Below are 20064 nucleotides of genomic sequence, written 5' to 3' on the forward strand. Positions count from 1 at the left end.
AAGGATGCGACGACAGAAATCTGGAGCGACCTGCGCCTGATTGACGCAGCGCGCTCTGAGGGCTGGTTCCTGACATCGTCCTCCGCGTCACCCCCGGACTTGATCCGGGGGCGCTGCCATTCAGACGTCTGCGTTTCGGAAGAAAAGCGGCGCCCCGGGTCGCGTGGGGCGCGACGCCTGCCCTCTGCCCACCATCAGCCGTTCGGGACGATCAGATATTTCTCCCCCGTGCGGCGGGCATTGTAAGTCAGCACGGCGTCGCGGGTCAGTGCTTCCTTGAGGGAGATGCGCGCCTTGTAATGGCTGGCAAAAGTCGTCGTCAGACCGTCGCGCACGCGCTGGCGCAGGCGTTCGGCCGTTTCCGCGTCCGTCCTTTGCAGGAAGGGAAAAAGCAGCCAGCCGCCGACGTTCCAGCCAAAGCCGAAGCTGCGCGTCAGGATGGTCGGCGACAGGTCCAGCGCACCGTAGACATAGGCCTGCTTCAGAACGTTCGAGCCATAGCGGCTATAGGGCGCGTCCTTGCTCGCGGCCTGCTCCATGGCATGGAGGATCTGGCTGACCAGATGGCCGCCGCCGATCGCGTCGAAGGCGATGGTCGCGCCCGTGGCGGCGACCGCGTCCTGAAGCTGGACGAGAAAGTCGTCCCTGGAACTGTCCAGCACATATTCCGCGCCCATATCCCTGAGGATCGCCACCTGCGCTTCATTGCGGACGATATTGACCAGCGGAATGCCGTCCTCCTGGCAGATGCGCACCAGCATCTGGCCCAGATTGGACGCGGCGGCGGTGTGGACGATCGCCTTATGCCCTTCGCGCTTCATTGTTTCGACGAAGCCAAGCGCCGTCAGCGGATTGACGAAGGCCGATGCGCCCTCCTCCGCGGTGACATCGTCGGGTAGGACCATGCAGCCGCTGGCGGCGAGCAGGCGATGTTCCGCATACATGCCGCCGCCGATCATCGCGACCCGCTTGCCGAGCAGGGCCTGGGCTTCCGGTGCCTCGCCCGCGGCGATGACGGTGCCCGCGCCTTCATTGCCGATGGCCATGGATTGGCCGACCCGCCCCGCAAGCGCGCGGCGCGCGGGATCGGGCATGCGGGCGACGATCCGGCCTTCGGCATAATCCGCATTTGCCACATCGGCGGAAGCGAACAGCAGCCCAAGGTCGGAGGGGTTGATCGGCGCGGCTTCCACCCGGACAAGCACCTGATCGCCCGTGGGAGCGGGGAGCGTTTCTTCGGCCAGTTCGACGATCAGGCGGCCGTCGTCATGCAGGGTCGAAAGCAGCTTGAGGCCGTGGGTGTGGCTCATGAAAACTCCCTTTTCAGGCTGAGGGGCGGTCGCTGTAGAATGCCGGAAACATCGCCTTGAGGGCGGCCAGCTTCGGCATGTCCCAACGCTGGATATAGGGATGCCGCGGGTTCTTCGTCAGGAAGTCCTGATGATGGCGGTCCGCATCCTGGAAGCCGGTGAAGCCTTCTATTCGGGTGACGATGGGATCGCGCCAGAGGCCCGATTGACCGAGTTGGGCGAGATAGGCCCGGGCCGCCCTGTCCTGCCCTGCATTCAGGGGAAACAGCGCGCTGCGATATTGGGTGCCGTGGTCCGGGCCCTGATAGTCGAGCGTGGTCGGGTCCGCGATCACCGAGAAGAAGATGCGCAGCAACGTGCCGTAGCTGACCTGCCGGGGATCGTAGGTGACGCGAACGGCCTCGGCAAAGCCGGTATCGCCCTGGCTGACCCGTTCGTAATCGACCCTGCGGCCGCGCGGACCGCCTGCGAATCCGGAGACGGCGAGGCGGACACCCCTTACATGGGAGAAGACGCCTTCCACGCCCCAGTAGCAACCGCCCGCGAAGATGGCGGTTTCAAGCTTGCGGGCGGGGACTGCGTCGACCGCCGGGGCGGGCGCGAGGACCGGCCGTTCGGCACGCAAAGGGGAAGCGACGGCCAGGGCCGCCAGAAAAGCAAGCGCGATGCCGTCAGCGCGCCGCATTGCCAGCGGCCGGGGCGGATGCAGCCATGGCGGGACTGGTCAGCGGCGGCGCGTCGCTGTTCGGCTGAAGCACGAAGACCCCGATAGCGCCGATCGCGAACCCGCCCATGAAGCGCAGGAACAGGTCGGATTTCAAGAAGGCCAACATGGCGTTCTTCCTTTCGGTCGTCTTGGTCGCCGCAAGCGGGCGGAAATGAATGTCGCGCGGCTTAGTCCCGGATGAACGCTGCGCCAGGGCAGTTTCGACCAACGTCCGATGTGGGACGATGGATGTCGGGCAAGGCCAGTTTCGGTTCGAAACGGGATATAGACCCCCGCTCTCCATCTGCAAGACGGCGCCGGAGAAATTTTCCGTTTCCGAAATGGAGGTGATGGGGAAGGGAAGGACGGACTTGGCGTCCGGTCCTTCCCTTCCAGCTTCGCTGGTCCCGTTCCAGGCTAAGCCCGGGGGGATTGAAGAGGGCTCACTTCAAAGCGGCGCAGGCTTCCTGGATGCGGGTGCAGGCCTTGCGCAGCACCTCTTCCGAAGTCGCGTAGCTGATGCGGAAGGCCGGGGAGAGGCCAAAGGCGGCGCCGTGGACGGCGGCGACCTTCGCGTCGTCCAGGAAATAGCCGATCAGCGCTTCGTCGCTGTCGATCACCTGTCCCTTGGGCGTCGTCTTGCCGATCACGCCGCTGGCATCGGGATAGACGTAGAAGGCGCCCTCCGGCGTCGGGCAGTCCAGGCCCGGTGCGTCGTTCAGCATGGCGACGACCATGTCGCGGCGCTTCTTGAAGGCGGCGTTGCGCTCTTCCAGGAAATCCTGGTCGCCGGTCAGCGCCGCGACGGCGGCGGCCTGGCTGATCGAGCAGGGATTGCTGGTCGATTGCGACTGGAGCTTGCCCATCGCCTTGATGATCCATTCCGGGCCGCCGGCAAAGCCGATGCGCCAGCCCGTCATGGAAAAAGCCTTGGAGCAGCCGTTGACCGTCAGCGTGCGGTCGTAGAGGTCCGGGCAGACCTGCGCGATGGTGGCGAAGGGGGTCGGCGCGTACCAAACATGCTCATACATATCGTCCGTCATCACCAGCACATGGGGATGGCGCAGCAGCACTTCGCCCAGCGCTTTCAGCTCTTCGGCCGAATAGGCTGCGCCTGACGGGTTGGAAGGCGAGTTCAGCATGACCCACTTGGTCTTCGGCGTGATCGCGGCTTCCAGCTGGGCGGCGGTGATCTTGTAGCCCTGGCTTGCCGGCGCCTCGATGAAGACCGGCGTGCCGCCCGCGAAGTTCACGATGTCGGGATAGCTGACCCAATAGGGCGCCGGAATGATGACCTCGTCGCCCACGTCGACGGTCGCGACCAGCGCGTTGAACAGCGTGTGCTTGCCGCCCGAATTGACGCTGATCTGGCTGCGCTTGTAGATAAGGCCATTGTCGCGCTTGAACTTGAAGGCGACGGCTTCCTTGACGTCGGCGGTGCCGTCCACGTCGGTATAGCGGGTAAGGTTCTTGCGGATCGCCGCGATCCCCGCCTCCTTCACGAAATCGGGCGTGTCGAAGTCCGGTTCGCCGGCGGAGAGGCCAATGACGTCCACGCCTTCGGCTTTCAGGGCATTCACGCGCGCGCTCATCGCCAGGGTGGCGGAGGGCTGGATGCGACCGAGGGCTGCGGAAGTCTGGCTCATCATGACAATCTTTCTCTAGAATCCCCTAGGTCCGCTTGAAGCGGACGCGAGGCTCCTTAGTGTGCAACGAAAGAAGGGGCAACCGCCAGTTGGCTTCGGCTGGCCGTAACGGCAGATTATAGGGCCGGGAGGGAGGAAGATCTGCAATTCATGCGTGCGGAAAAGGGTTGCCCGTGCCCCTAGAGCGCGCTGCGTTCAATCGTACGCAGGGCGCGCGCTCCAAGCTTTGTTGTCGCATCCTTTCAAGCGCAAAGCCGGTTCCCACTTTTGCGCACGATGCTCTAGCGCACCAGCGACGCCGCCACCATGCCGCGCGCCGCATTGCCGATGAAGAAGCCGTTTTCCAGGTCGCGCGGGCGCAGGTCGGCCTCCACTGCCTCCCCCATGTCGAGCAGGCTGCGGCGCAGCACGCCGGGCAGCAGGCCGCGCGACAAAGGCGGGGTCAGCAGCTTGTCGCCGCGTTCGACGAAGATGGAGGAGAAGCTGCCCTCCGTCAGGAAGCCCTGTTCGTCCGTCATCACCACTTCATAAGTGCCGCCGCGCCGCAGGGCGTCACGGTAGAGCGAACGGTCGGTCGTCTTGTGCGCCAGCCGCGCATCGGCGGCGGGGGCGTTGCGGGGGACGAGCGCGACCTGCATGATCGCCTGCGGCCAGGTGCGGTGCTCGCGCACTTCGATGGCGATGGAGCCCCGGCGCGACACCAGCAGGCGAAGGCGGCTGCGCTCCCGCAGGCGGAAGGTCGCGGCCTGAAGTTCATTGCGCACATTGTGGCGGTCGAAGGCGAAATCGAGCGCCTCCGCGCTGGTCTTCAACCGCTCCAGATGCAGTTCGAGCAATCTGATGCCCTCGACCGGATCGAAGGCCATGGTTTCGAGCAGATCGAACCGTCCGTCAGCCAATGCCATGGAAAATTGCAAACCCCTTATGCCGATCGATGATGGCGCGATGAATCAGGCCGGTGCGAGGAAGCGCCCCTTGGCCAGACATTCCGCCCATTCGGAAGCGACATCCGAATCCGCGACGATGCCCGATCCCAGACCCAGGCGTCCCTCCCTGCTGCCTTCTTCGACGCAAATGGTGCGGATGGCAACATTGAACGCGGCATCGCCCGACGGATCGATCCAGCCCATGGAGCCGGTATAGACGCCGCGCGGAAAGGGCTCGACCGCTTCGATGATCTCCATGGCGCGGACCTTGGGCGCGCCGGTGATCGACCCGCAGGGGAAAAGGACGCGCAGCACGTCGACGGGCGACAGGCCGGGCAACAGCCGGGCCCGGACGGTCGACACCATCTGGTGGACGGTCGGATAGGTTTCGACCTTGAACAGGTCGGGCACGGTGACGGTGCCGGCGTGGGAGACGCGCGACAGATCGTTGCGCAGCAGGTCGACGATCATCAGATTTTCCGCCCGCTGCTTGGCATCCCGCTCCAGCCATTGCGCCAGTTCCGCGTCGCTGGCGAGATCGGGATCGCGGGGGGCGGTGCCCTTCATCGGGCGCGCGGTCAACTGGCCGCGGACATGAGTGAAGAACAGCTCCGGCGAAAAGGAGAGGATCGAATGTTCCCCGGTGCGCAGCACGCCGCCATAGCCCGCCTGCTGGCGCGGACGGATGGCGGCATAGAGCGCCATGAGATCGCCCATGAAATGCGCGGCGCAGGGGAAGGTCAGATTGACCTGATAGATGTCGCCGGCGCGGATATAGTCCTGGACCTGGGCGAAGGCGGCGCGATAGGCGGTCTCGTCGATCAGCGGCTGGAGGCGATCGACCCTGGCGCCCGCCGGGTCCGGCAACAGGCCGGTCATGGCGGCGGGATCGATCAGGCGCACCCCTTCGAACAGGCCGAACCAGAGCAGCGGCGTCTTCGGCCTGTCCTGCCGATGCCGTTCCGCCAGCGGGTGAAGGCGGTCCTCCAGCGCCAGCCCGGCTTCATAGGCGATGAAGCCTGCTGCGTGCAGCCCGGCTTCTGCCGCTTCGGACAGCCGGTCGAGCGCTGGCTGCACCTCCGCCAGCCGATGAGCGGCGATGACCGATACCGGATCGCGATAGAGGCGCGCGGGGGCGGGAGCCCGGGTACGGGCGTCGTCGAACAGGACGAAGGCTTCGGTCGGTCCCGGAAGGCGCATGGCCGCCCTCTTAACAGGCTTTGCGCGGCGCGGAAGCTCTAACAGGGCGCGGGCATGTTGCACGGGGCGCGCATTGGCCATAGGAGGAAAGGCCATGAGCAAGGGATTGCCCCAGGATGATGCGGCGCGGCCGCTGCGGCCGGCGCTGGCGCTGGCGCTCAGGGGCCGTTGTCCCGCCTGCGGCGAAGGCCGGATGTTCGCCCGCTTCCTGAAGCCCAGTCCCGCCTGCCGCCATTGCGGACAGGCCTGGGACGCATCGCGGGCGGACGATTTCCCGGCCTATATCGTCATATTGCTGCTGGGGCACCTGCTCGTGCCGCTGATGATAGAGGTGAACGCGGCGCTGGATATTCCGCTGGGGGTGCAGGCGGCGCTATGGCCGGGCCTTGCGATCCTGCTTGCGCTGGCGATGATCCAGCCCGCCAAGGCGGCGGTCATCGCCTTCCAGTGGAGCCGCCGCATGGACGGCTTCCGCTAGAGCGGGTTACGATCGGTTGAAAATCGATGCGATCCCATCAGTCCGGACGGATGATGAAGTTGCGTTCCATCGCCTCCCGCAGGCTTTCGTCGATGGAGCGGCGCCCTTCCGAACCATGGGTCACGACGGTGGTGTCGGCGGTGGCGACGCATATGCCCTTCTGAAAGCCCGCCGAACTGATCGTCCAGCTCGTGCGTCCGATATGGCCGATCGCGCAGTGCACCTCGAACGGATAGGGAAAGTGGGATTCCTCGACGAAATTGAGGTTCACGTTCGCGACCAGCCAGCGCACCCCCTGTTCCTGCGGATGGCGGCCCAGATGATGGTGGAAGCGGATGCGGGCCGTTTCGAATATGCCGGAGATCGCCACATTGTTGATGTGGCCCATCGTGTCGATGTCCTGGAAGCGGGTGTCGATGCTGGTGACGAAACGATAAGCTTCCGGGCGGAGGCGCCAGGATTCGGGTTTGGCCATGTCCTGCTTGTCCTATGTCCTGTTTTCCTATGCTCTTAGCCCTTGGCGGCGGGGATGCAATCATCGGGTCGAAATTGATCGGACTGCGACCTTTATGACACAGGCGCGAAGCTTATCGTTCTGCTGAGGTAACGGATCGTTTCCGGGCGCGGCGGTGGACTTCCGCGCAGGTGCAGCATAGCTTCCGGGCCGGATTGTCGCGCATGGGGGTTTCGATGCAACGCTATAGTCGGCTGGCCATTTTCCTGCACTGGGCGATCGCCGCCCTGCTTGCCTTCCAGATCGCGGTGGGATGGGCGCTCGAGGATCTTGGCGCGCGCGGCTTCGCGCTGTTCCAGTGGCATAAGTCGATCGGCATCTCGATCCTGCTGCTGACCTTCGCCCGCGTCGCCATACGCTATTGGAAGCCGCGTCCCGCGCCGGTCGAGCGCGGCTGGCAGGGCGCGCTGGCCAAGGCGGTGCATGCGGGCCTCTATCTGTTCATGCTGGGCGCGCCGCTCACCGGATGGGCTTTGGTGTCGACCGCGAAGGTGAAGGTGCCGACCTTGATCTTCGGCATCGTCCCCCTGCCTCATCTGCCCCTGCCCATGAGCGCGCATGATCTGGCCGAGGGCGGACACGCCCTGATCGCCTGGATCGGCATCGCGCTGTTCGTCCTGCACGTCGCGGGTGCGCTGCGGCATCATGTGCTGATGGGCGATGGGTTGCTGTGGCGGATGATGCCGGTGCGTTCACCGCTGTTGCTGGCAGCCTTGCCCGCGCTGATCGCGGTGGGGTTCGTCCTCGGGCGCGCCGTCCTGCCAGCGCCCGCAGCGAAGGCGGTGGCCGCGCCGGTCCTGCCGGCGGCGGCCGAGGAGGAAGAGGAAATGCCCGCCAATGCCGCTGAGCCGGCCGCCAATGCCGTCAATGCCGCGGCCCCGGCCGAAGCCGGCAATGCGGCGGTCGCGGAAGAACCGGTGGGACCGCCGCCCGCCTGGACGGTGCAGCCCGGCGGGACCATCGGCTTTTCCGTCGGAAACAGCGGCGAGACGATCAGCGGCCGCTTCTCCAAATGGACGGCGAAGATCGTCATGGACCCGGATCATCCGGACAGCGCGGACATCCGCGTGGAGATCGACCTGGCGAGCGCCAGCGTCGGGGACAGCTATAAGGACGGCATGCTGGCCGGGGACGAATTCTTCGGCGTGGCGGCGCATCCCAAGGCCGTCTTCACCGCAAGGGGCGCGGAGAAGACGGGGACGAACGCCTATCGCGCTTCGGGCACACTGAACCTCAAGGGGGTAAGCAAGCCGCAGAGCATCCGCTTCACCCTTTCCGGCACCGGGAAGGCGCGGAAGGTCTCAGGATCGGCCACCATCGCGCGTGCGTCCTTCGGCGTCGGCAATGGCGAGAGCAGCGCGGGACTGGACCCCAAGGTGTCGGTCAGCTTCGGGTTCAGTGCGCAGGCGGAATAAGCAGGCATGGATTTGGCGCTGCACTTCTGCCAAAGCGGCGTCATGGACAGGAGCACGGAAAAGCCAAGCGCGCGCATAGAGGATGGGGTCTTCCTGGGCTTCGTTCTCATCGTCTCGGTCGCCTTCGCGCTGGTGGTCGAGCCCTTTTTCGCCGCCATATTGTGGGGCGTGATCGCCGCCATCCTGTTCGCGCCGGTCAACCAGGGGCTGATCGGCGTGATGCCCCGGCACCGGAACAGCGCGGCGGCGCTGACGCTGTTGCTGATCGTCGCGCTGGTGATCGTGCCGGCGATCATCCTGGCCATGGCGCTGGTGCAGGAAGCGACCCTCTTCTACGCCAAGGTGCAAAGCGGCGAGATCAACTTCGCGCGGATGTTCGCGCAGTTCCAGGCGAGCCTGCCCGGCTGGGCCGCGGCCTTTCTCGACCGGCTGGGCATAACCAACTTCGCCGCCGTGCGCGAAATGCTGAGCGCCGGTGTCGCGTCGAGCTTCCGCACGGTTGCGACGCAGGCGTTGCAGATCGGGCAGAGCGCGTTCAGCTTCCTGATGGCGCTGGGCGTGATGCTGTACCTTACCTTCTTCCTGCTGCGCGACGGACCGAAGCTGGCGGCGATGGTGGACAGGGCCGCGCCGATGCGGACCGCGCATCGCCGGGCCCTGATCAATCAGTTCGTCGTCGTCACGCGTGCGACGATCAAGGGCAGCATCGTCGTCGCCATCGTCCAGGGGCTGATCGGCGGCGTGGTGTTCTGGGCGCTGGGCTTGCCGGGTGCGCTGCTCTGGGGCGTGCTGATGGGGGCGTTCTCGCTGATTCCGGCGGTCGGAACCGGGCTGATCTGGGTGCCGGTCGCCATCTATCTGTTCGTCACCGGGGCGGTGGCGAAGGGGCTGATACTCGCCTTTTGCGGCATGTTCGTGATCGGGATGGTGGACAATATCCTGCGACCGATACTGGTCGGGCGGGACACGCGGATTCCCGACTATGTGGTGCTGATCACCACGCTGGGCGGGATCGACCTGTTCGGGTTCAACGGCATCGTCATCGGGCCGGTGATCGCGGCGCTGTTCATCGCGACCTGGAACATCGTGACGAAGATGCGGACGGGGGCGGATGGGCTGGAGGGGCCTTTGACGGAATGATCAGGCGCTTCTCTTCAAGAAAGTGAAGGGCTTCGACATTTGAACGGGACAGGTGGCTCGTGAAAACGGCCCGAACGGAGCCTGGTTTCCGCGATCTATAACTCCTCCAGCGCGGCGCTGGCCTCCATCCAGCTTTCTTCCGCCGCTTCCAGTTTCCTTTCCAGGTCGGCGCGTTTCACCATCAGTTCGGTCATGGTCATCTTCGCCTCCGCGCCGGTCGCGCTTTTGGGGTCGAACAGCGCCTGGTCGATGCGGCTGCGTTCGGCGGTCAGCATGGCCATCTCCTTTTCCGCCTTGCTGACGGCGTTCTTCGCCGCCTTCTGCCGTTCGCGCCATTGCGCGGCGTTGCGCTTTTCCGCCTTGCGGTCGGTCTTCGGGGCATCGCCCCCCGAACCCCCATTGCCGCCATTGCCGTCGGCCTTGCGCAGGATGATGTCGGTATAATCCTCCAGGCTGCCGTCGAAGGGCTGGGCCGTGCCATTGTCGACCAGCACCAGCCGGTCGGCGACCAGTTCGATCATGTGGCGGTCGTGGCTGACGATGACCACCGCGCCCGAATAGTCGTTCAGCGCCTGCACCAGCGCTTCGCGGCTGTCGACGTCGAGATGGTTGGTCGGTTCGTCGAGGATCAGCAGATGCGGCGCGTCGCGGGTGATGAGGGCGAGGGCCAGCCGCGCCCTTTCCCCGCCCGACATGGAGCCGACCTTCTGCGTCGCGCGCTCGCCGGAGAAGCCGAAGCGGCCTAGCTGGGCGCGGACGGCGGCGGGGGTGGCGCCCTTCATCACCCGGCTCATATGTTCGAGCGGCGTGTCGCCGACGTCCAGTTCCTCCACCTGATATTGGGTGAAATAGCCGACATTCATCCTCGCCGAGGCGTTCATCGCGCCTTCCATCGGCTTCAACTGCGCGGCGATCAGGCGGGCGAGCGTGGTCTTGCCATTGCCGTTGCGCCCCAGCAACGCGAGCCGGTCGTCGGGATCGATGCGCAGATTGACGCGGCGCAGGACGGGCGTGTCGTTGTAACCGACCGCCGCCATGTCCATGGTGATGAGCGGCGGGCGCAGTTCGGGCGGGCTGGGGAAGCCGAAATGCAGCGTCGGGTCCTCGATGGCCGCGGCGATGGGCTGCATCTTCGCCAATGCCTTGGCGCGGGACTGGGCCTGTTTCGCGGTCGAGGCGCGGGCGGAGTTGCGCGCGACATAGTCCTGCAACTTCTCGCGTTCGGCCTGTTGTTTCGCGCGGGCGGCCTCCTGCTGCGCGAGGCGTTCGGCGCGCTGGCGTTCGAAGGCGTCGTAGCCGCCGGGATAGAGGGTGATCTTCCCGCCCTCCAGATGCAGGATATAGTCGACCACATTGTTGAGCAGGTCGCGTTCATGGCTGATGACGACCACGGTGCCGCGATAGGCCTTGAGGAAATTTTCCAGCCAGAGCGTCGCTTCGAGGTCGAGATGGTTAGACGGCTCGTCCAGCAGCAGCAGGTCGGGGTTGGAGAAAAGCAGCGAGGCGAGGGCGACGCGCATCTTCCAGCCGCCCGAATAGCTGTCGAGGGGGCGGCCCTGCATTTCCTCGTCGAAGCCGAGGCCGACGAGGATGCGGGCGGCGCGGGCCGGCGCGGTATAGGCGTCGATCGCGTTCAGCCGTTCGTAGATATGGCCGAGGCGGTCGGGGTCTTGCGTATGTTCCGCCTCCGCCATCAGTTCGGCGCGTTCCCTGTCGGCGGCGAGGACGGTGTCGAAGGGGGTGGCCGTGCCCGAGGGCGCTTCCTGCGCGATATAGCCGAGGCGCGTGTCGCGGGGCATGTCGCAACTGCCCTCGTCCGGGTCGATCTGGCCGATCATCACCTTCATCAGGGTCGACTTGCCCGCGCCGTTGCGGCCGATCAGGCCGACGCGGCTGCGCGGCGGCAGGGAAGCGCTGGCGCGGTCGAGAATAGTGCGGCCGCCGAGGCGCACGGTGATGCCGTTCAGGTTGAGCATGGAGGGGGCCTCTAGCAGAGGTGCATGGGGTGGTGAAGGCGTTGAGGCGGAGTTTTGCAGACTGCCTCATGCCTGCGAAGTTCACGGCGTTGTGGCCGACGCATTTGCGTGGGTGCGGAGTGGTGGCGTCGATTTCGCAATAGGAGAATTTTTGCGGAATGGGTGTGCGGAGGGCGCCCGCTTAGGGTGTGTGGAATGGGTTGACGGTGGGAAAGAGCCGGTGGGGTTATGGCATGGTCGGGGCCGTGTAGGACAGGGGTTTGGGCGGTGGGGGAGTCCATGTCCTTTGGGAGGCGTCAAGGGGAACGGGCAGGAGATGGGTCCCCGCCTTCGCGGGGATAACGGGAGAGAGATGGGGATGACGAAATGGGGAAAGAGGTGACGGGATCGGGATGGACGCGATCCGGGGTGGGGATGATGGTTTATTGGGGGAAAGCGGGCGTGGTTTCCGCCGCATAAAGCGTGAACTGGCTGTGGAGGCCGCCATTGGATGATTGCCCGAGCCAGAGGTCGAACAGGCCCGGTTCGGCGATGATCCTGCTGCCCGCGCCGACAAATTGCAGGTCGGTGCGGGACAGGGAGAAGCGCACCGTCCTGCTCTCGCCCGGGTCGAGGGTGACGCGCTGGATGCGTTTCAACTCGCGGATCGGGCGGGTACGGCTGGCGACGCGGTCGCGGATATAAAGTTGGACGACTTCGCTGCCCTTGCGGGTGCCCTTGTTGGTGAGGCGGGCGGTGATTTCGATGGCGCGGTCCCAGCGCAGCGCCGTGTCGGACAGTTTCAACCCTTCCAGCGTGAAATCGCTGTAGCTGAGACCGTGGCCGAAGGGATAGCGCGCGCTGTTGTCGGTGGTGGCGTAGCGCGAGCGATATTCGGTGCGGTTGTCGATCACCGGGCGGCCGGTCGACTTGCGGTCGTAGAAGAAGGGTTCCTGCCCCGATTCCCAGGGGAAGCTGACCGGCAGCTTGGCGGACGGGTTCTCCTTGCCGAACAGGATGTCGGCAATGGCATGGCCGGATTCGGAGCCGAGGAACCAGGTCGCGAGGATCGCCTGCGCATTCGCCACCCCGTCATGCAGCGCCAGGGCGCGACCGTGGCGGAGAAGGACGATGACGGGCTTTCCGGTCGCGGCGACGGCATCGGCCAGCGCCTGCTGCACGACGGGGATTTCGATGGCGGTGCGGGACTGCGCCTCGCCCGACATGTCCTGCGATTCGCCCAGCGCCAGGATGACGATGTCCGCGGCCTTCGCCGTTTCCACCGCTTTGGCGACGCCCCCGTCGATGGGCGTCAATATGCCGCTGCCCGGCGCGACCAGCAATCTGGCCGGGTCCGGCATGGCGGCGCGCAGGCCGGTGGCGATGTCGACGCCCTTGCCCTTGTCGCCGTAAAAGGCCCAGGGGCCGTAGACATTCTCCCTGTCCTCGCCGAACGGGCCGATGAGCGCGATGGTCTGCGCCCGGGCGGGATCGAGCGGCAGGACGCCATCATTCTGGAGCAGCACGATGGAACGCGCCGCCGCCTCCCGCGCCAAGGCGCGATGGGCGGGGGTGAAGATGCGGGTCTTTTCCGCTTCCTCGTCCAGCGAGCGCCAGGGATTGTCGAACAGGCCGATGGCGGTCTTGACGTAAAGGATGCGCCGGACGGCGACGTCGACCGTTTCCATCGGCACCGCGCCGCTTTTCACCAGATCGGGGATGTGGCGGATGTAAAGGCCGCTCTGCATCGACATGTCGACCCCGGCCAATATGGCGAGGCGGGTGGCGTCGCGCTCATCCTCGGCATAGCCGTGGGCGATCAGTTCCTCGTCCGCCGTATAGTCGGAAAAGACGAAGCCGCGGAACTTCATCTCGCCGCGCAGCGTGTCGGTGAGCAGGTCGCGGTCGGCGGTGGCGGGCACGCCGTTGATCTCGCTGAACGCCGCCATGGTGGTGAGCGCCCCCGCCGCGAAGGCGGCGCCGAAGGGCGGGAGATGGGTTTCGCGCAGCGTTTCGTCGCTGATGTCGACGCTGCCATATTCGAGGCCCCCGGCGACGGCGCCATAGGCGGCGAAATGCTTGGGGCAGGCGAGCAGGGAATCGTCGCGGCGCAGGTCGCGCCCCTGAAAGCCGCGCACGCGGGCGGCGGCGAAGAGGCCGCCCAGAGCGACATCCTCCCCGGCTCCCTCGACCACCCGGCCCCAGCGCTGGTCGCGGGCGACGTCGACCATGGGGGCAAAGGTCAGGTGCAGGCCGGCCGCCGTCGCCTCCACCGCCATGGCGCGCGCCGTGCGTTCCGCCAGCGACGGATCGAAACTGGCGGATTCGGCCAGGGTCACGGGGAAGATCGTCTTCAGGCCGTGGATGACGTCGCCCGCGAACAGCAGCGGAATGCCGAGGCGGCTTTGCCTCAGCGCGATTTCCTGCGCGCGGCGCGCGCCCGCGACGCCGATGCCGTTGAACAGGCAGCCGACCCGGCCCTTGCGGATTTCGTCGGCAAGCTGCCTTTCATTCTGGATGCCGACCTGCGGATTGGGGGGATTATAGGGGCGGAAACTGTCGGCCAGGCAGGTCATCTGCCCTGCCTTCTCCTCTATGGTCATGCGCGCGATCAGATCGTCCACGCGCTCCACCTCCGTCGCGGCAAGGGCGCGGCGGGGCAGGGGAAGGGTCAGGAAGCCGGCAAGGGCGGCGGTCAGGACGGCGCGGCGGGTCGCGGGAGGAACTGGGGTCATCAAGGGGAGCGTAACAGATTCCGGATGAACCGCACTTATCCCGTCAATGCGCGCAGGAAAGCAAGCTGTGGAGAGATGGGATGAGCCCTGAAGCGGATCAATTCGGCCCGGCGGCGGCGCCCGCGGCCAGCGATGGTGGACAGGGCTGGATTCGAACCAGCGTACGGGAAACCCGGGCAGATTTACAGTCTGCTGCCTTTAACCACTCGGCCACCTGTCCAGTCGCCTAACCGGCGTCGGAGGGTGCCCCGACCGGCTGGAGGGCGCTCCAATGGCGAAAGGAGACTTGCCTGTCAATGGCCCAATGTGAAAAGAGCGCTTCCCATGAAAAGAGGAAATCGCACCGGAAAGGCCAAAGGGACCTTTCCCCGCTTCTATGGACGGCATGCCGTCATCGCCGCGCTCGCCAATCCGGACCGGGTGGTGCGCAAGATATGGGGGACGAGGGAGGCGCTGAACGCGCTCGACCTGCCGCCCGTCTTGCCCATCGTCTATGCCGACGGCGCCGATCTGGGCCGCATGGTGCCGTCGGATGCGCCGCATCAGGGGATCGTGGCGGAGGTGGAGCCGCTGGACGATGTCTGGCTGGGCGACGTGCTGGAGGCGGGGCGGGACGATAACAGGCCCGTGCTGGTGCTGGACCAGGTGACGGACCCGCATAATGTCGGCGCGATCCTGCGGTCCGCCGCGGCGTTCGACGCGCTGTGCATCGTGACGCAGGACCGCCATGCGCCGCCCGAATCGGGGGTGCTGGCGCGCGCCGCGTCGGGCGCGCTGGAGATCGTGCCCTGGGTGCGGGTCGTGAACCTTGCCCGGGCGCTGGATGAGATCGCGGAAGCCGGTTACTGGCGCATCGGGCTGGACGGCGAGGCGGAGCAGACGCTGGGGGAGGCCATCGGCACGTCCCGCGTCGCGCTGGTGCTGGGGGCCGAGGGCGAAGGGCTGCGCCACAACAGCATGGCGCATTGCGACATTTTGGCTAAACTGCCGATCAGCCCGCGCATGGAGAGCCTGAACGTCTCCAATGCGGCGGCGATCGCCCTCTACGCGGCTGCCAGCCGGTAGCGGCCGGGGCCACGGACGACAGGGGGTTCGATCGTGACGGTCTTTCTGCGCTCGGCCGCCGTGCTGGCGGCCAGTCTGCTGCTCTCCGCCTGCCTGGTGACGCCGGGCAGGTTCGATTCCACGCTCGACATCCGCGCCGACCGGAGCTTCAGCTTTACCTATAAGGGCGAGATACTGGCATCGGACATGGGCAAGGGCCTGGGTTCGATGCCGGGCAATGACGATCCGATCGACGGCGCGACGCCCAGGGACCAGCAGAGCAGCCTGCGCACGGCGCTCCGGTCCGGGACGCAGGGCAAGGCCGAGGAGCGTTTCGACGTCAAGGACGACAAGGGCGACGAGCAGCAGATGCAGGCGATCGCGGCGGCGCTGTCGAAGGAGAAGGGCTTTCGGTCGGCCCGCTACATGGGCAATCGCCGGTTCGAGATCGACTATGCGATCAGCGGCCGGCTGACCCACGCCTTCCTTTTTCCCTTCAACAGCGACGCGCAGATCGTGCTGCCCTTCGTGGCGGTGGAACTGCGTGGGGAAGACCGGGCGCGGGTGAAGGCGCCGGGCTATTCCAACGGCTATGACAAGAGCCAGAACCCGATGGGCGGCAATGGCGGCGACGATGCCGCCAAGGCGCTGGACGGCACCTTCACCCTCACCACCGATGCGGAGATCGTCAGCCAGAACCAGGAAGACGGCGCGCAGGACATGGCGCAGGGGAAACGGATCGTCTGGAAGATCACGCCGCTGACCGGCGAGGCGCCGGCGGCCACGCTGAAGTTCAGGCCCTAGGCTCAGCACCCATTTCGGGCGGGTTCGAGGCGTCGGAATGGCATAGGGAAGCGGGTTCGCGTCGAGGCCGTGCCCGACGGCGGGCTCGCAACCGGCAACCGGCCGTCACCAAAAGGTCGTAGCCGCCGCCATCGCGCCCGCGCCGGCCATCCCCGCCAGCAAGGCCACGAGCATATAGCGCCAGCCGCTGCCCACCCGGATCAGCCTGACCTCCGTCAGGGGCGGCGGAGGGGGGGCGCCGCCCTTTTCCGGAAAGGCTTCCTCGATCCGCTTCACAAGGCCCGGCAGGCGCTGCAGGATCCGGACATTCTCGATCAGCGCGTCGGCGGCCTTCGCCTCCGGCCCCAGTTCGGCGCGCAGCCATTCCTTCACATAGGGGCCGCTCGTCTCCCACAGGTTGATGTCGGGGTCGAGCGCGGTCGCGACGCCCTCCACCATCACCATCGTCTTCTGGAGCAGCAGCAGGTGCGGCTGGGTCTGCATGTCGAAATCGCGGGTGATGGCGAACAGGCCGTCCAGCATGCCGCCGACCGACAGTTCGCGCACCGGCTTGCCCCGCATCGGTTCGCCCACGGCTCTGAGCGCGGTGGCGAATTCCTCTACATTGTGGTGGCCCGGCACATATTGCGCCTCGAAGTGAATTTCCGCCACGCGGCGGTAATTGCCGGTGATGAGGCCGTAGAGGATTTCCGCCAGCCACATGCGCGCGCGCCGGTCGATGCGGCCCATGATGCCGAAGTCGATCGCGACGATGTCGCCATTGGCGGTGACGAACAGGTTCCCCTGATGCATGTCGGCATGGAAGAAGCCTTCGGCGATCGCCTGGCGCAGGAAGGCGTTGACCAGCCTTGCCGCGATTTCCTTCACATCATGGCCGGCGGCGATCAGCGCGTCCCGGTCGGAGATCTTGACCCCGTCGATCCACTCCATCGTCATGACCTTGCCGGTCGTGCGGTCCCAGTCGATGGCGGGCACGCGATAGCCGGGCATGGCCTCCATCGCCTCGCCCAGTTCCGAAGCCGAGGCCGCCTCCCGCCGCAGGTCGAGTTCGCGCGCAGTCCAGCGCTTCATGTTGGCGATGACGAGGCGGGGGCGGAGGCGGGCCACTTCGCCGCCCAGCATCTCGACATGGGCGGCGGCCCATTCATAGGTCTGGATGTCGCGGTTGAACTGGTCGATGACGCCGGGGCGGATCACCTTCACCGCGACATCGCGCCCGTCCGTCGTCACCGCGCGGTGCACCTGCGCGATGGAGGCGGCGCCCACCGGCACCTCGTCGAAGCGGCTGTAGAGCGTTTCCAGCGGCCGCCCGAAGCTCTGCTCCATCTGCGCGCGGATGGTGGCGAACGGCACGGGGGGCAGGGCGTCCTGCAGGCGCAGCAGGTCGTTCGCCGCATCCTCCCCCACCAGGTCGGGACGCGTCGCCAGCGTCTGGCCCAGCTTGATCGCCGCCGGGCCGATGGACTGGAAGGCGTCGGCATAGCGCGGCTGCCGGGGCACCCGCGCGCCCAGCCGCGCCACCCGCACCAGCCGCCGCACCGGCGTCGGCGTCAACGGATCGCGCTCGATCCCGGTCAGCGCGCCATGCCGCGCCAGGGTGCGGCCCCATTTCAGCAGCCGCCAGATATGCGTGAGGTGGGAAGGCATCGCTATTTATGCCCTTCCCCTGCGGGAGAAGGACGTGACGGGCGCCCCATCAGATTTTCCACCCGCTATGGATCGCCACCAGCCCGCCCAGGATCGGTTCCACCTTCGTCTGCACGAAGCCGGCGTCGCGGATCATCCGCTCGAACGCCGGCATGGGGGGGAAGCGGCGGATCGATTCGATCAGATAGCGATAGCTGTCCTCATCGTCGGCCAGCAGCTTGCCGAGCCTGGGCACCAGCCGGTGCGAATAGACGTCATAGACGTCGGAAAAGCCCGGCCATGTCGTGGTGGAAAATTCCAGGCAGAAGAAGCGCCCGCCGAACTTCAGCACCCGATGCGCCTCGCGCAGCGCCCTGTCGACATGGGTCACGTTGCGGATGCCGAAGGCGATCGTATAGGCGTCGAACGCCCGGTCCGCGAAGCTCAGCTCCTCGGCATTCTGCTCCGACCAGATGAGGCCTTCCAGCCCCTTCTTCCTCGCCCGATCGACGCCCACGGCCAGCATTTCGGGATTGATGTCGGAAACCGTCACCCGCGCGCCATGGCGATGCATGCGGAAGGCGATGTCCCCGGTGCCGCCCGCCATGTCCAGGATAAGCTCATCCCGGCGCGGCTTCACCCGGCTGACGAACTGGTCCTTCCAGAGCCGATGCGCGCCGCCCGACATGGCGTCGTTCATCAGATCATATTTGGACGCCACATTGGAGAAGACGGCGCGGACCATCCCCTGTTTTTCGGCGGCTTCGACATCGCGATAGCCAAAGGAAGCGGTTTCACTCATGGGCGCACGCTCTAGAGCATTTTTCCGGGGAGAGGAAACCTCCGAGATCGGGTAAAATGTCCATGGCGCGCCGCATGCGGCAAGAGGCCTGTTGCCGGGCGGTCCGGGGCGCTCCATAGAGGGCCATGCCCGAACTTCCCGAAGTCGAAACCACCGTCGCGGGCCTGCGATCGGTCCTGCAGGGCTCGCTCCTGACGCGGGTCGAGCCGCGCCGCGCCGACCTGCGCTTTCCGATACCCGTCGACCTGCGCCAGCGGCTGACCGGCGCCACCGTCACCGGCCTGTCGCGCCGCGCCAAATACGGCCTGATCGACACCGACCGCGGCGACACGCTGATCTTCCACCTCGGCATGTCGGGCCGCTGGCGAATCGATCCGGCGGAGATCGGGCCGCATGACCATCTGTTGATCGGGACCGGGGGAGGGCGGCTTCTGTCGCTCAACGACCCGCGCCGCTTCGGCTCGCTCGACCTGGTCCGCAGCGAGGCGTGGGAGGCCCATAACCCCTTCACCCGCATGGGACCCGAGCCGCTGGGGCCGGATTTCACGGCCGACGCGCTGGCCGCCGCCCTCAAGGGCAAGGCGGCGTCGATCAAGGCCGCGCTGCTCGACCAGCGCATCGTTGCCGGGCTGGGCAATATCTATGTCTGCGAGGCGCTCCACATGGCCGGCATCGCCCCGACGCGCGAAGCGGGCCGGATCGGCCGCGCCCGCCTCGCCCTGCTGGTCGACGCGATTCGGGAGGTGCTGACCGCCGCCATCGCCGCGGGCGGATCGACGCTGCGCGACTATGCCCGGCCCGACGGCGAACTGGGTTATTTCTCCAAGCAATGGCGGGTCTATGGCCGCGAGGGGGAAGCCTGCCATTGCGGCACGCCCATCAGGCGCCGCGTGGATGGGGGCAGATCGACCTTTTTCTGCCCGAAATGCCAGAAATAGCGGGGCGCTCAGCGGTTGACGCAACCCCTGTTCCCCTGTAAGGGGCGCACCTTCACGAGAGCCGGTTGGGGATTCCGACGGGCTCCTTCACGAGATTTGACGAGAACCGAGGACAGTAAATGGCCAATACGCCGCAAGCCAAGAAGCGCATCCGCCGCAACGCCCGCCGCGCCGAGATCAACGGCGCCCGCATCAGCCGGATTCGCACCCTGGTGAAGAAGGTCGAAACCGCCCTCGCCGCCGGCGACAAGGCTGCCGCGACCACGGCGCTTCAGTCGGTCCAGCCGGAACTCGCCCGCGGCGTCGCCCGCGGCGTGCTGCACAAGAACACCGCGGCCCGCAAGTTCGGCCGCCTGACGAAGCGCGTCAGCGCGCTCGGCTAAGACCCAGCCACTTTCCAGCTCGTCGGTCAGAACAGGCCCGCCCCGCAGTCGATGCGGGGCGGGCTTTTTCATGTTTCATTCACCAAAAGGTCATTTTGGAGGAAGCCCCGATTTCCGGCGATTCTCCTTCGATTCGAGAGGGGGGAGGGTCCGGAGGCGGGAATAATATATTGAAATTGCTGGGTAATTCTTCAAACCGGCCTTTTCTGCGGGGTTTGCCGAGTCAACGGCTTTATTTCACATTTTTGACTGGCAGCGCCCTTGATCCGGCGAAGCAGGCCTGTCTATTTTGATCCTCCGGCCGCCACTCGAATCGAATTTCCGGCGGTCATCAGATGGTTGGTTGATGCACGAGATTCGGGAAGGCGGGGCTTTTCCGGAACGGGTCTCTGCGTCGCATCGCCCCTGCCTATGGGGTGCAGTTGATGGGGGTCGACTGTTT

18 protein-coding genes and 1 tRNA gene are annotated in these 20064 nt (G+C 66.2%); 7 read left to right on the forward strand and 12 right to left on the reverse strand.

Features of this window, described 5'->3' with window-relative positions; genetic code table 11:
• Window positions 1–194 precede the first annotated feature (194 nt).
• The 6 genes from EGM87_RS18130 to pabB form a co-directional block, all read right to left on the reverse strand.
• On the reverse strand, window positions 195–1310 hold the full coding sequence (locus EGM87_RS18130) for a zinc-binding dehydrogenase (protein ID WP_137709379.1): 1116 nt from the start codon (window positions 1308–1310) through the stop codon (window positions 195–197).
• 13 nt (window positions 1311–1323) lie between these two features.
• Window positions 1324–1995 carry a peptide-methionine (S)-S-oxide reductase MsrA gene (gene msrA, locus EGM87_RS18135; RefSeq protein WP_137709378.1) on the reverse strand — a complete coding sequence of 224 codons (672 nt, stop codon included), beginning with the start codon at window positions 1993–1995 and terminating at the stop codon, window positions 1324–1326.
• Entirely contained in the window at window positions 1982–2143 is a 162-nt protein-coding gene (locus EGM87_RS18140) for a hypothetical protein (protein WP_167706728.1), read from the reverse strand. Before EGM87_RS18140 ends, msrA begins: the two co-directional genes overlap by 14 nt.
• Before the next feature lie 316 nt (window positions 2144–2459).
• Window positions 2460–3662, reverse strand: a complete 1203-nt coding sequence (locus tag EGM87_RS18145; protein ID WP_137709377.1) for a pyridoxal phosphate-dependent aminotransferase — start codon at window positions 3660–3662, stop codon at window positions 2460–2462.
• 281 nt (window positions 3663–3943) lie between these two features.
• Window positions 3944–4567, reverse strand: coding sequence for an aminotransferase class IV (locus EGM87_RS18150; RefSeq protein ID WP_025552028.1), 624 nt, complete (start codon window positions 4565–4567; stop codon window positions 3944–3946).
• A 45-nt stretch (window positions 4568–4612) separates the two neighbouring features.
• A complete protein-coding gene (gene pabB / locus EGM87_RS18155; protein ID WP_137709376.1) occupies window positions 4613–5788 on the reverse strand; it encodes an aminodeoxychorismate synthase component I in 1176 nt (391 codons plus the stop codon).
• A 94-nt stretch (window positions 5789–5882) separates the two neighbouring features.
• On the opposite strand from pabB, the gene EGM87_RS18160 reads away from it, so the two are divergent.
• Window positions 5883–6266 carry a DUF983 domain-containing protein gene (locus EGM87_RS18160; protein WP_103000240.1) on the forward strand — a complete coding sequence of 128 codons (384 nt, stop codon included), beginning with the start codon at window positions 5883–5885 and terminating at the stop codon, window positions 6264–6266.
• A gap of 37 nt (window positions 6267–6303) precedes the next feature.
• On the opposite strand, the gene EGM87_RS18165 is transcribed toward EGM87_RS18160, so the two are convergent.
• Complete coding sequence (locus EGM87_RS18165; RefSeq protein ID WP_103000239.1) at window positions 6304–6741, reverse strand: acyl-CoA thioesterase; 438 nt, start codon at window positions 6739–6741, stop codon at window positions 6304–6306.
• 215 nt (window positions 6742–6956) lie between these two features.
• On the opposite strand from EGM87_RS18165, the gene EGM87_RS18170 reads away from it, so the two are divergent.
• The gene (locus EGM87_RS18170) at window positions 6957–8195 is read left to right on the forward strand and encodes a YceI family protein (protein WP_137709375.1); all 1239 of its coding nucleotides are present in this window, start codon (window positions 6957–6959) and stop codon (window positions 8193–8195) included.
• Between the two features lie 42 nt (window positions 8196–8237).
• Window positions 8238–9335 (forward strand): AI-2E family transporter, encoded by a 1098-nt coding sequence (locus EGM87_RS18175; protein WP_137709374.1) that lies wholly within the window; start codon window positions 8238–8240, stop codon window positions 9333–9335.
• A gap of 95 nt (window positions 9336–9430) precedes the next feature.
• On the opposite strand, the gene EGM87_RS18180 is transcribed toward EGM87_RS18175, so the two are convergent.
• From EGM87_RS18180 to EGM87_RS18190, 3 genes are all read right to left on the reverse strand, one after another.
• On the reverse strand, window positions 9431–11311 hold the full coding sequence (locus tag EGM87_RS18180; protein ID WP_103000237.1) for an ABC-F family ATP-binding cassette domain-containing protein: 1881 nt from the start codon (window positions 11309–11311) through the stop codon (window positions 9431–9433).
• Window positions 11312–11733: 422 nt separating this feature from the next.
• On the reverse strand, window positions 11734–14025 hold the full coding sequence (locus tag EGM87_RS18185; protein ID WP_171009989.1) for a glycoside hydrolase family 3 N-terminal domain-containing protein: 2292 nt from the start codon (window positions 14023–14025) through the stop codon (window positions 11734–11736).
• Between the two features lie 133 nt (window positions 14026–14158).
• Window positions 14159–14245 (reverse strand) — tRNA-Tyr (locus EGM87_RS18190).
• A gap of 104 nt (window positions 14246–14349) precedes the next feature.
• On the opposite strand from EGM87_RS18190, the gene rlmB reads away from it, so the two are divergent.
• Complete coding sequence (gene rlmB / locus EGM87_RS18195) at window positions 14350–15090, forward strand: 23S rRNA (guanosine(2251)-2'-O)-methyltransferase RlmB (RefSeq protein ID WP_061936478.1); 741 nt, start codon at window positions 14350–14352, stop codon at window positions 15088–15090.
• Window positions 15091–15123: 33 nt separating this feature from the next.
• A complete protein-coding gene (locus EGM87_RS18200; protein WP_103000229.1) occupies window positions 15124–15873 on the forward strand; it encodes a hypothetical protein in 750 nt (249 codons plus the stop codon).
• 105 nt (window positions 15874–15978) lie between these two features.
• Here the strand turns inward: EGM87_RS18200 and ubiB are convergent, their stop codons facing one another.
• Together ubiB and EGM87_RS18210 are read right to left on the reverse strand one after the other, a co-directional pair.
• Complete coding sequence (gene ubiB, locus EGM87_RS18205; protein ID WP_044661614.1) at window positions 15979–17520, reverse strand: 2-polyprenylphenol 6-hydroxylase; 1542 nt, start codon at window positions 17518–17520, stop codon at window positions 15979–15981.
• 49 nt (window positions 17521–17569) lie between these two features.
• Window positions 17570–18301: a class I SAM-dependent methyltransferase gene (locus tag EGM87_RS18210; RefSeq protein WP_025551633.1), complete on the reverse strand. Its 732-nt coding sequence runs from the start codon at window positions 18299–18301 to the stop codon at window positions 17570–17572.
• 125 nt (window positions 18302–18426) lie between these two features.
• Between EGM87_RS18210 and mutM the strand changes: the two genes are divergently transcribed.
• Window positions 18427–19239 (forward strand): bifunctional DNA-formamidopyrimidine glycosylase/DNA-(apurinic or apyrimidinic site) lyase, encoded by an 813-nt coding sequence (mutM, locus tag EGM87_RS18215; protein WP_137709373.1) that lies wholly within the window; start codon window positions 18427–18429, stop codon window positions 19237–19239.
• 119 nt (window positions 19240–19358) lie between these two features.
• Window positions 19359–19622: a 30S ribosomal protein S20 gene (rpsT, locus tag EGM87_RS18220; protein WP_007687699.1), complete on the forward strand. Its 264-nt coding sequence runs from the start codon at window positions 19359–19361 to the stop codon at window positions 19620–19622.
• Window positions 19623–20064 lie beyond the last annotated feature (442 nt).

This window comes from Sphingobium sp. RSMS, assembly GCF_005406185.4.
In the GTDB taxonomy this organism is placed as follows: Bacteria; Pseudomonadota; Alphaproteobacteria; order Sphingomonadales; family Sphingomonadaceae; genus Sphingobium; species Sphingobium fuliginis.